Source organism: Dyella silvatica, from assembly GCF_026283955.1.
GTDB lineage: Bacteria > Pseudomonadota > Gammaproteobacteria > Xanthomonadales > Rhodanobacteraceae > Dyella_C > Dyella_C silvatica.
Map to the genome: position 1 here is coordinate 1 of NZ_JAPDPE010000146.1, position 12,182 is coordinate 12,182.

The following is a 12,182-nucleotide window of genomic DNA, read 5'->3' on the forward strand; positions in this document are numbered from 1 at the left end:
TGACATTGCCGGTGGCGTCGTAGGCGATCTGGGTCAACGCATCGCCGGCCGAGGCCGAGCCATCGGCGTTGGCACGCACGGTGCGGGTAAGCAACCAGCCGCGCGGGTGATAGGTCAGGTCGGTGATGACACCGTTGGCATCGCGTTGACGCACGACACGGCCGTTCTTGTCGTAGGCCACTACCGTGGACACATGACCCAAGGCATCGGTGACCTGATACAGATCACCGGCTCGATGGCAGGCGCCACCCGGCGTGCCGCAAGCGGATTCGTCGGTGCTGAGGTAGTAACTGTATTGCGTGAGATCGGTGACGTCGGTGCGTGGGCCAGTGGTGCTCAGCAGCAGGCCGATAAGCGGGCATTGGGTGGTGTCGACGGCGTCGCAGTAGGTGGAGGTGGTGCGGCGTACGCCGGAGGGTGGCGTGCCAGTGGTGGCGCAGGTGTAGCTGCTGGCGGCGGATACGCTGGGGTCGATGTCGCAGCGGGCAATGGCCTGCGCGCGGCTGTTGTAGACCCAGGTGGTCTTGGCCTGGATCGCGCCGGTGTTATCGGCGACGGTGCGTAGTTGGGGGACGCGGTTGACGGTGTCCCACTGGGTCGTGGTGGTGCGTTGATTGGCAGTGCCTTGCGCATCGACTTGTTGGTCGAGCAGACCATTGGCGTCGTAGGTTGTCGCAGTAACGACGTTATTGAAGTCGGTGTGAGTGGCGGGATAACCATTGCTGTCAAAGGTGGCCGATTTGTTCGGTTGGCCACAACCAGGGCCGCAGGGCACGCTGACCGTATTGGCACGCACCAAACCATTCGGTACCACAAAACCCAGGGTCGTCTGCACACCGCTGGGATAGGTCACCGTGGTGCTGCCGTCATTGTTGTAGGCCACCTGGGTGAGATCGGCGCCGCCCGCCTGGCGGGACAGGATGGCACGGCCTGTCGTGTCATAGCCGATGTCGCCAAAACGCGTTTGGGTTTCGTCGATCTCGCCGGTCAGCGCATGGGGCAAGGAGGTGTTGGTAGTCAGTGTGCTTTCGTTGTAAACGTATTGCTTGAACGAAGCATCCGGGTAGGTGACTTTGATGAGATTGCTACTGGCGTCATAGCCATAGCTAAGCACGCCTCCATCGGGCTGCGTGATGGTGGCGATATTGGCTTGTGCGTTATAAGTGAAATGGAGCGAACGTCCGCGCTGGTCGGTGACCGTCAGCAGGAGGCCCGCAAAGGGCGCGACGCTAGTCGGCGTTGAGGTTGTGCTGTACGTGAGTGTGGTGACCAGGCCATTGGTATCCGTGATGGATAGTAGATTGCCCTGGGCGTTGTAGCTTTCCTGATCACGCGTGGAGGCATCGAAGTAGAACCAGCCTGTGAGATTTCCCGATGCGTCCGTTTGCTTGGTCAGGCGATCCGCTACATCAGAATCAGTAACCCACTGACCGGATTGCAAGTTAAAAGCGACCTCTAAGCCAGTCTGCCGAAAGGCGGTCACGATCGATGTCGTGCCATCGCTGAGATACTCCAGTTTGCGGTCAAAACTATGCCGCCAATGTGCGCCTATATGAGAGGACGCTGTAGCGATATGGCTGTTGTAATAGCGACTAAAACTCAGCACGCCAAGGGATGCATCCGAATCGTCGCGATATTCATTGCCCGTCCCCACATCAATGGGATCACCCGCGCAATTACAAGGCTTCCCTAAGTTTTTGCCTGGTTGATACGAGGAATACGTTGCATAGAACGCCTGCGACCCTGAGCACGGGGAATTCATCGTGGCTACGGCAGCTATCCACCCGTGAGGGTTAAGGGCCAAGGTATAAGTGCAAACGGTGTTGTAAGGCGGTGACGCAAGAGACTGCCATGTCGTCCACCATGCAGAAACCGCCGATGAAATCGACGGATAGCTATCGTAGTAAGGTGCGGCGTAGTAACCGGACGACTGGGAAAAAGTGGAAGTGACCAGCTTTGACGCACCACTGATCGGGAGGTTCGATGCTTTTTTCGATGCCCCAGAGGTGACGGCCGACCCCTGTTGCGGCGGCAGTGAAGCCCACGCCAAATTAACAGCCAGCACGCTGATGACGAATATCAGCCATATGCGACGAAAGAAATGCATGTGCTTTCCCTGCTCTCTAGTTCCAAACGGTCAATGGGCTCGCAGGAATCAGGAGCCGCCATGGCGCGGTTGTCGATTCCCTTCAGTGTTGCCACACCCTAACAAGAGCATGTGACGCGTTTTCGTGCGCAGCTCGGCAATATCTTACATAGCGATCTGCACGCCAAGTCTTTTCGGAATGGCAGAGTCGAGCCGACTCAATATGAGTCGATGGACGATGTGACGAGTCGATTGCTGGAGGATGCGCTGCTGTGCGTAGTGCTCAGGAAGAAGTTAGTGCTGAGGCTAGAACTTACCCCCTCCCAACCTCCCCCTACACATAGGGGGAGGGGCAATAACGGCAAGATCGGGAATCAACGCGAACACCTCACACCATTCTTGCCGCCACCACGGTCGTTGCTCTTGCCGTCGCTCTGGTCCTTGATCTCAGGGGCCCCTGTGCGTCGGTGAGGGTTGGACGATCAGGCCCGCAGGGGCATTGGCATGGATGCCAATGCCTTTTCGCCAGGGCAGGAGCCCTGTCGAAAAGCCCGGCCGACCCTCACGTACCCGAAGGGCGACAAGCGGAGATGGCCTTTCTTTGGGTTACTTTTCTTTGGCCACGCAAAGAAAAGTGACTCGGGCCCCGGCAGGGGTTCGAAAGCCCGCCGCAGGCGAGCCAGGTCGCGGAAGCCTATCCATGAAAATGAAATCAGCGCGACGGAGCACTACCAAGTAGCACTGGGGCAAGATGGCACCCCCTCCCAACCTCCCCCTACAAGTAGAGGGAGGAGCAAAAGCAAAAGCGAGTCAGCTCGCCCGCGTCAAACACCTGCGTCGATGGCACCTCAATGCTTTCTTGATGCGGGATCGCGGTGAGGTTATGGCGATCTCGTTGCGTCGTTGCGAAGCGTTGGGGTTCGCATGCGCTCACCCCAACCTACCTCGCGGTGGATGCAAAGGTGTGTTTTACGGCTTCTTGAGTTTGGCTTTGGCTTTCTTCAACTGCGCTTGCAAGCTTGCTAGCGCCTGGTCGGTGCGTAGAAAGCCGCTGCCGGATTTGTAGTCGAAGCCGGCCGTTTCCATATCCAGCGCCGAGCTTTTCATGGCGCTGTATAGATCGGCTGCCTTGGCCGTGGGTGCTGCCTGCCAGAGCAGTGCAGCAGCGGCGGCCGCGTGCGGTGCCGCGGCTGAAGTGCCGTAGAACTGGTCGTTCAAGTAATGGGGGTAACTACGGCAATCGGCTACGGCTGCATTGGCCGCACCGGCATCCAGGCTGGCCATGCCGAAGAAGGTGGTGGTGACGCCATCCGGTGCCACGAACTCAGGTTTTTGCGGGGTGACGACCTGGGCTTTGGCGGTGCCGTCGGCGTTGAACAGGAACGGCAGGCCGCCGACCGAGGAATAAACTTCCAGGGTTGCGGTGGCCAGCTTGGCATTGCAGAACGGTGTCTTGAAGTAATCGGCGGCGCCGATGGCGGCGGCACTGGGCGACAACGGATGGCCGTAGATGCTACCGGTGTCGGTACCGTAGCGATTGATGGCGGCATCGCCGCCGAGCACCAGAATGTGCACACGGCCTGGCACCAGGCCACGGGCCAGGCCAAGCCGCAGGCTGCCCTGGATGGCCGCGCCCTTGTTGGTCAATTGCAGAATGGCCTGCGCCGGTTGGCCGACCACGGTCGGGCCGGAGCAAAGATTGTTGCCGAGCGGGTCACCCTTGCCGTTACCGAGGCAGAGATCGAGCGAGCTGCTGGCGTTGGCGCCGGTCATCGGCTGATCCCAGAACACCGCAATGGTCGCCTGATTCGGCTGATCGGCGCTGCCGGCGCCGATGGTGATCGGCAGATTGTTCAGCGTGGTCTTGCCGCTGGCGTCGAAGTTGATCAGTCGCTCGCCCAGGTTCAACGGCGCGACCTTGGCCTGCTTGGCGCGGGCGACGGCGGCTGCCGCGAACGCCGGCGCGTTGTTGTCATACGCGGCGTGGCCATGGTTGGCGGCATTGCCGGCGGCGCTGAAGTAGGCGGTGCCGTGAGCGACGGCTACTTCATCGATGGCTTCGCCGATGATGCCTTCCTGATACAGCGGCTCGGCGAAAAAACCCAGGTCGTCCACCACGATCTGCGCGCCGGCGCCGTGACGGCCGTTGGCATCGGTCTTGTCGGTGGGCAGCGCCAGGGTTTGAATGCCCTGGGCGAAATCGGCCATGGTGTCCGGCGAATAGAACGCGATCCTGGCGCCCGGCGCGACGTCGTGAATGATCTGCGCCATCGCACGTCCTTCATCGGTGCCGATGCTGCAGTCGCTGGCTTCGTTGACGATATTCACACCGGCGGGGAGGTCGTCGCTGGCGACGTCGTCGGCTTGAGTGACGAGCACGTTCCAGGCGGGGTTGTCGACATTTGCCTGGTTCTGCTGCTCGGCACAATTGAAGCTGTCGGAAATCACCCCGATGGTGATGCCGCTGCCATCGACATGTGGCGGCTTGGGCTCGGCCTTGGTGGCGGGGCGAATCGTATACGTGTCGCGCAACAGTTTGCTGCGTTGTGCCGAATCGCCCTGCGAGCGCACGTTGCCTGCGCGCGTATGTTTTTCAGGCACGCTGATGCGTACTACACCGGATAGCGCGGCGGCATTTTCAATCTGCGAAACGGGCAGGCGGCCGCCAATATCGTTGTGAAAAACCGCGGTGGTCTGGAAGCCGAGTTTCTCCAGCTCCGCCTTCAGGGCTTTCGGATCGCCTTTGGCGATGATATCCACCGTGACATAGGTTTCCGGTGCCGCGACGTGGCGGGTGCTGCGCGATGAGCTGCTGGCGGCGGGGCTGGCCAGCGCTGGGGCGGTTTGATGCTTCAAGTTCAACAAGGCATTGTCGAGCTTGGCATTGCTGCCGCTGGCGCGGTCTTTGGCGGAAATCGTGCTGGAGACGCCGTTGCCACTGAGCTGGCTTTGCCCGGCTTGCGTTTGCAAATCGGTGGCGGCAGCGGTTCCAAGAAGTGTGGACAAAGAAAACGCGAGCGCGACTCGGTTGAGTTTCGGCATGGTGTAGTCCTTAGTTTGGTGGCGAAGGCGAAATGTCCTCACGCCTCTATAGAAACGCCAAGCCAACGAAAGACCCTACCAAGTTCTTGCGATTATTTAGCCTTTTAAACGTCTATGGTTTTAATACGTCGCGAGCGACGATGACGGCGGGCCGAGCGGCCCGCCGTGTTGTAGGTGTCGCCTTGGTGATTACAAGCGATAACGCGCACCAAGCATCATGCCTTGGTCGCGATGGCGCTTGGCGAAATCGCCAAGGTAGTCCATGGTGAACGACAGACGCTCGCCGTGGTGCGCGCTCATGCCGAGATTGACCAGCGCATGGTTGAGCCCTTCACGTTGGCTGGTCACTTCGAACGCGGTCTGCGGGAAACCCTGCAGATCGGCCATGAAGGTGTTCTCGCGCGTATTGAAGCGATGTTGCAGCAGCAAGCGTGCGTGCGGTGTCAGCTCGGCGCCATTGCTGAACTCCAGTGCTTTGTAGACTTGCAAGCCCACGCCGATGCGGGTGTCGGTAACGTTGTTGGCATGAACGTTGAGCCCGAGGGCACCGGCGCCCTGATCGGCGAACTGGAAGCCGGGCAGGCGCACGATATCGATGCTGGGCAAGATCGGCTGCCACACCATGTCGCGGCGGTCGCTCCAGGTCAGGCCGTGTTCCAGATGCAGTGAAAACGCATTGCCGTTAAAGCGGGCGCTGGCCTGGGTGGCATACAAGGGCAAGTCGATCGAGCGGCTGGTCGCATTGCGCAGATGGGTGTAGGCGGCCACGGCATTGATATAGCCACGGTCGTAGCGGTAGTCGGCGTAGAAGCGCGCATCGAGTGCGTGCACGCGGCCACGGAAGCCGCTGCCTTCGCCGTCGGCGCGCAACTTGCCGTAGCCAAGCGAGCCACCAATGACCATGCTGCTGCCTACCTGCTTATCCAGGCCGAGCATCACGCCGACGCTGTGCTGCGACATGCCGGTCACGCCGTTGCTGGTGTCGAGATGGCCGCGATTGCCGAAAATGCGCCCCCATACGGCGGGACCATCCTGGTGTTGGGCACCTCCGTCGGTGTCATCGTTGGCAACGAGATAGTTCATCATGGCCGACAGATCGCCGGCATGACGCGGATTGTCCAGGCCCATGCCCGACGCGCCGGCAGCGAACGCCATGTAGGAGATCTGATCGGAGTCCGGATCGGTGGCGCGCAGATGCTGGCTGAGGATGCCGCTGAAATCGTTCAACAGGCTTAGCGAGGCGGTACGCAAGCTGCCGTAGGCATCGCCGCGCAATTGTCCGGCGGTGCGAGCGGCTTGTGTGGTGCTGGCGAACTCCAGCGCGCCCAGCAGTGGCTGCAAGCCATAGTTCCCCGGCGTTTGCGCCGCGGTACTGAGCAGATGACCGATCACGCAGTCGTTCGGTCCGCATAGGCTGGGGTCGGCAAACGGATCATTGGTCTGCAGCCAGATGCCGGTGTATTTCTGCACCAGCTGATAGCTGATCAGCGAACCGTCGACGGGATGGAACGCGGCCGCACGGGCATCGGTGGCCGTCGGGTCGACGCGATAGCCGGCTATCGGCTGGCCCTGGCTATCGGCGCGTACCAGGTTGTAGAAAGGATGGCCGCCGATGATGCCCAGATTGACCGCGGCCGGATCGACTCCCAGCGCGGCAGCCTTGGCCAATTGCGCGGAAAGATCGGTGCTGTAACCGACCAGATTGAAGACCTGGCCCGGCTGGTAGTAACCCGGCGCGATATGCAGGGCCAGCTGGGCGGTCGTGTCCTTGATGTTCAACCAGCCTGTGAACGCCTGGGCTGGTACTCCGCTGGTATCGACGAAGAGATTGAAGCGCAGCGGCGCGGGTTGGCTGCCCATGTTTGGCGTGACATCGAGTGACAGCGTGGAGCCGGCATTCATCTGCAACTGGCCGATCACATCGAGGCCTTGGCCGGTGGGATGAATGCGCGCACCGTCGCTGACATACACCGTGCTGTATTGGGTGGTCGCGCCGATGGCACCCGCGCCTTCGAGCCGGCCGCCGTTATACAGATAGTTGTCGGTGATATTGAGCGTGCCGCCATTCAGGCGCAGATTGCCGCCGTCCAGGATCAGTGCGTCGGCGGCGCCGTGGACGCCTTGACCCATCGTCCAGGTGGCCCCGTTGTTGACCTTGATAATGCCGTAGGCATCGTTCACCGACAGCACATTAGGGTCTGTAAACGGCAGCGCGCTAAAATTGTTGATCTGCGCCAACGACTGGCTTTCGTTCGAGTTCGGATTGGTCAGGTTTTGCTGGAACTGTTGCAGGGTTTCCGTCTGCAGGTAGTACTGGGTGGTGTATTGCGTCAGCAGGCGTTTGCGGTCTGCCGGCGACAGGCGGTTGTACAACTGCACCTCGACGTCATCCATGAAGGCCTGGTTGGTCAGTACCGGTACCGACTGCGGCGACAAATGCGCGGCAAGAAAATCCCACGCTTCGGAAAAGCTGGCCATCGCGTCGTTGAGGTACGGCTTGGACGCGGGGTCGTAAGCGTTGTAGTAATTGGGATTGATATTGCCGGAAACATTCGCGCTGACAGTCAACGTATCGGTCGTGTTGGTCGGCGTGTGCTGAGTGATAAAGCCCAGGTTGTAGACGTCGTCGTTGGGATAGGCCTTGTACTGCTTGGGGTCGCTGCAGTTGGGGTGGCACCAGAATACCGACGGGTTCTGCTTGGCCGCGGGGTCGAACAGGCGTGCGAACGAGTTGCCGTGGTCGCTGAAGGCATCGTCGATCAATTTCGTGTCGGTACCGGCGGGGTTGCCGCCGGCGACCGCCTGCAGGAAGTATTGATAGAACGACGTATTGCGGCTGGAGTCCAGATACCCGCCGTCGCCGCCGGTCTGGCCATGGATGCCGATGTATTGGTTCCACAGCGGCTGATCCTGATTGGCGAAGGCGCGCGTAGCGCCGCCGACGAACATCATCGAGCAGGCCGAGATGCAATAACCGGAGACGACGGTATTGAGGTTGTTGCGTCGCGCGAAATCGCCAATGTCATAACCCGCATACACCGCGCCGCCATTGGAGTTGCGCATGACCAGGGTGTCGATGGTTTTGCCCTGGCTGCGCAGGCGGTCAATGACATCGGCAAGCACGTATAAATCGGAATACTGCACGTCGCCAGACAGGAACACCTGGTTGCCGTTGACGTGGATATTCATTGCTTCCGCCGAGCCGGCGCTCAGCCACGTTCCCAGTGCCACCGCAGTCAGTGCGGCGATAAGCTTCAACTTCATCAATCGATCCCCATCCATTTAAGTGTCTTAGGTCCCAGCAAAGACGTGAGCACCGCGTCGGTTCGTCGCCAACGCGAATGCCTGGATAGAGACGTGAGTCGTCATCAGTCATGGGTGCGTCCTGGCGAGTGACACGAACAAGTGCCTTCCCTCCCCAATATGGTAAACGTAAAACGCTGCGAGTCACCCTACCCGGGCGCAGGCGATTGCGATGGGCCGGCAAGGGGGCGGCCGGGCCGCTCGACGCGGCGCAAAGACTTACGGTCGGTAGGTGAAGCTGAAGAGGTAGTAGCGGCCGAGCACGTCGTCGAACAAGGGGTTATAGGCCGTGCCCGGGGTGCCGTAATACACCGGCGCGTGATTAAGTGCGTTGTGCACATTGAACGCCAGCATCCAATGCGGGATGCCGCGGTAGGCAAGATTGAGGTCGAGCAGAACAAAGGCCGGCGTATTGCACTTGCCCAGCTGCACCAGATAGTCGGGGCAGCTTTCGTAGCTGTCCGCGTAGGGTTCGTAACGGTAGTGGCCGGTGTAGCGCAGGTTGGCGGTGGTGATCCAGTCGTGAAAGCTCCACTCCAATCCGGCCAGTGCGCTCCAGCGTGGCTGCGAGGCATAGCCGGCGTAGTGCAGCAAGGGGGTATCGGCGACCACTTCGCGATTCAGGCGCATCAGATAGTTGACGCCGAGATTCAATGCGTAATGACCGTAGCGCGTCGTGTCAAAGCCGTAGCGCACATCCAGATCGAGGGTGCGCGCATCGGTATGCCCCAGATTGACCAGTTGCTGATTGAAGGCATACAGCTCGCCGCGTGCGTTGCGCTGGAACAATTGTGGATAGCTGTCCGGGTTCTGCACCGCATAAGTGACCGGCAGCTGGGTGATCTCGTTATTGCGGCGAATGCGGTAGTAGTCCAACGCCACGCCGATGTCATTGGTGGGTGCCCAGACCATGCCCAGCGTATAGCTGTGCGAGGTCTCAGGCCGCAGCTGCGCATTGTTGACCGAGTTGAGCCGCACCTCGCAGAACGAGGTGGTGTCGGTGGCCGGCGCCGAGGTGACGCAAGGCAACAGCTGGTTCGGCACTTGCAGCAGAAAGCCGGTCGCCGCCAGGGTCGCCGGGCGGCTTAGCTGCAGCAAGGTGGGCGCGCGATAACCCTTGGCCCAGGTGCCGCGCAAGCTGAAGCTGTCGGACAGATTCCACTTCAGGCCGAATTTCGGCGAGATCGCCCGGCCATAACCTTGATTACGATCCATACGCCAGGCCAGGTCCGCTTCCAGGCGCCGGGTCAGCGGCGCGCTCAATTCCATATAGGCGGCCGAACTCCAGCGGTCCTCGTGGCGGGCGGACGGGCTTTGGAACTGAAACACCTGGTTGCTCAGCAGCAACGGATCGGGCAGGTCGGCGAGCCGATCGCGATAGGCCTCGACGCCGACGGCCATCGACAGCGCACCTTGCGGCAACTGCGCCAGCGGTCCGGCGAGATGCACGCTGGCACTGGTCTGCGATGAGCTTGCGTGGCGGATCAGCGTCGGCGAAATGGCATGCAGCAGGTTGGCGCTATTGTGTCCGTCGAAACGATAAGTGCCGTAATACAGTGCACGTGCGAATGCACTGGTGCGGATCAAGCCGTCGAGCCGGTCCTCGCTTTTGTTGCGTTGATAGCTGACATGCGTGTCCCAATCCCATTCGCTCAGGCCGCCCTTGAGGCCGAGCAAGATGTAGCTATTGGTGGTTTGGGTGAAGTCGCGTACCGGCCCCAGGTCATTCACCGAGTAGCCGTAAATCGCTTGATCGTGGTGCAGCTTGTTGTCGGGGTGGTTGGCCGGCAGCATCAGGTCTTCCTGCACCGGTGCCATTTGCTGGCGCTGCGTGGTTTGTGTCCAGCGCAGATCCGCATAGGCCTGTACCGAGCCGATATTCTGATCGACATGACCGAGTACCGAGCGGCTGACAAACGCGGTTTGCAGGTTGGTCAGCCGGGCGGCATCGTCAATGCAGGTGCCATTGGCATCGCGATTTTTCTCGGTGCAATCGGCGGCGCTGTGGTGCACTGAATCGCCGGTCAGATAGAACGAGGCGCCGCTGGGTGTGCTGCTGCCGTTGGTGGCGTCCTGGTGTGGCTGGTTCGGTGCATTCCAGGAGCGGGCAGAACCCAGCAATGGTTCGCGCTGGAGATAGTCCACGCTCAACAGCGCGCGGCCACCGTGACTGATTTGGCCGCCCATGCTGGCGGTAAAGCGGCGCTGCTCGGCATCGCCGCGCGCCGATACGCCGTAGCTTCCGGTCAGGCCGAGACCGGATGCATTTTTACGCAGGATCACATTGATCACCCCGGCCATCGCGTCGGAACCATAAATGGCCGAGGCGCCATCGCGCAGAATTTCTACCCGTTCGATCAAGGCCAGCGGGATGCTGTTGAGATCGTTGAGTGTGGTCGAGTCGTCCTGCGCCAGGCTCTAGCTGGCCATGCGCTGACCGTCGATCAGAAACAAGGTGGCGGCCGAGCCGAGCCCACGCAGATCCACCGAGGCCGCGCCGGTGGCGCCGGACAGGCCGTTGTTCTGATAGACCGCGCCGTCGGTCATCGCCACCGGTGCGTTGCTGACGCGGATACCGGGTTGTGCGCGCAGCAGGTCGTACAAGGTTTGATAGCCGCTGTGCTCGATCTGCTCACGATTGATCACGGTGAGCGGCGAGGCCGTTTCCAGGCTGGTGCGGCGGATGTGCGTACCGGTGACATCCACCGGCATCAACTTGGTCGTTGTCCGCGGGCGCTCGATCGGCGGTATCGCCGAGGACGGCGCGGGGGTGGCTATGCTTGCCTTCAGTACGTAGGTATTGCCGGTTACGGCGATCGCGTACAGGCCGCTGCCCTGCAGAAGATGTTCCAGGGCGCGATCAGCGTCGAAACGACCGGACAAACCCGGGCTGCGCCGATGGGAGGTCAGCGCGGGCGCATAGAGCAGCTGGGTGCCGCTCTGGCTGGCGAACGCATGCAGGGTGTCGTCCAGCGAACCCGCCGCGATGCTGTAGCTATGTACTTCCGGGGCAGTCGCGCAGACGTGCGTAGACAGCAGCCATCCGATCACAAGCAGTGCGACGAGAAAGCGTGTGTGCTTGATGATGTGCTGCCCCCCAACACTCATACGGCTAGACGAGCCGTCGTTGTGACAATGAGTGTTTGGGTGGCGAGTGGTTAGATACGGCTCTCAGTGGCGTAATCCTTTAATGCATGTGTTGCCTGGTGGAGATGGGGTACAGCGTGAGTTCGTGCTCGGCGCTGACTTCGGCGTGTAGCGACCAGCCGGCCTCCAGCGCCTTGACCAGGGCTTCTTGGTCGCCGGCATGAAAGCTGCCGCTGACCTTGAGCGAGGCCAGGCGAATGTCGCCCAGGCGCAGCTTGGTCTGCGAATAGCGGTTCATTTCGGTCAGCAAGGCGTCGAGCCGGTGTTGATGGAAGACCAGCTCGCCGTTGGCCCAGGCGCGCGCCGCCTGCGTGTCCAGCGGTTGGATATCGGCATGGCCGTTATCGTTGGCGATGCGGATTTGCTGGTCCGGCGCGAGCGTGCGGGTCTTGGCCTCATCGCCATCGCCATGGGTGACCGCGACTACGCCATCGAGCAAGCCGACGGTAACCGCGTCGTCGTCTTTGCTGACCTGGAAGGTGGTGCCGATATCGCGAATGGTGTTGGCACCCGCGCGCACTTCGAATGGCTTGCGCATATGTGCCACGGCGAATTCAGCGCGGCCTTGATCGAGCACCACCAGGCGCAGCTGGTCGTCGAAATG

General features: G+C 61.0%; 5 protein-coding genes and 1 pseudogene. All 6 read right to left on the minus strand.

Features of this window, described 5'->3' with window-relative positions:
- Positions 1 to 2,107: DUF6531 domain-containing protein (locus OUZ52_RS20500; RefSeq protein WP_323135380.1), on the minus strand; the 2,107-nt coding region annotated here is incomplete at its 3' end.
- A 948-nt stretch (positions 2,108 to 3,055) separates the two neighbouring features.
- On the minus strand, positions 3,056 to 5,128 hold the full coding sequence (locus tag OUZ52_RS20505; protein WP_266160417.1) for a S8 family peptidase: 2,073 nt from the start codon (positions 5,126 to 5,128) through the stop codon (positions 3,056 to 3,058).
- 189 nt (positions 5,129 to 5,317) lie between these two features.
- Positions 5,318 to 8,392: an autotransporter domain-containing protein gene (locus tag OUZ52_RS20510; RefSeq protein ID WP_266160418.1), complete on the minus strand. Its 3,075-nt coding sequence runs from the start codon at positions 8,390 to 8,392 to the stop codon at positions 5,318 to 5,320.
- A 258-nt stretch (positions 8,393 to 8,650) separates the two neighbouring features.
- Positions 8,651 to 10,732, minus strand: coding sequence for a TonB-dependent receptor plug domain-containing protein (locus OUZ52_RS20515; protein WP_323135381.1), 2,082 nt, complete (start codon positions 10,730 to 10,732; stop codon positions 8,651 to 8,653).
- A pseudogene (locus OUZ52_RS20520) lies at positions 10,733 to 11,539 on the minus strand (TonB-dependent receptor plug domain-containing protein); the annotation flags it as partial.
- A gap of 79 nt (positions 11,540 to 11,618) precedes the next feature.
- The coding region (locus OUZ52_RS20525; protein ID WP_266160419.1) for a FecR family protein at positions 11,619 to 12,182 on the minus strand (564 nt) is incomplete at its 5' end.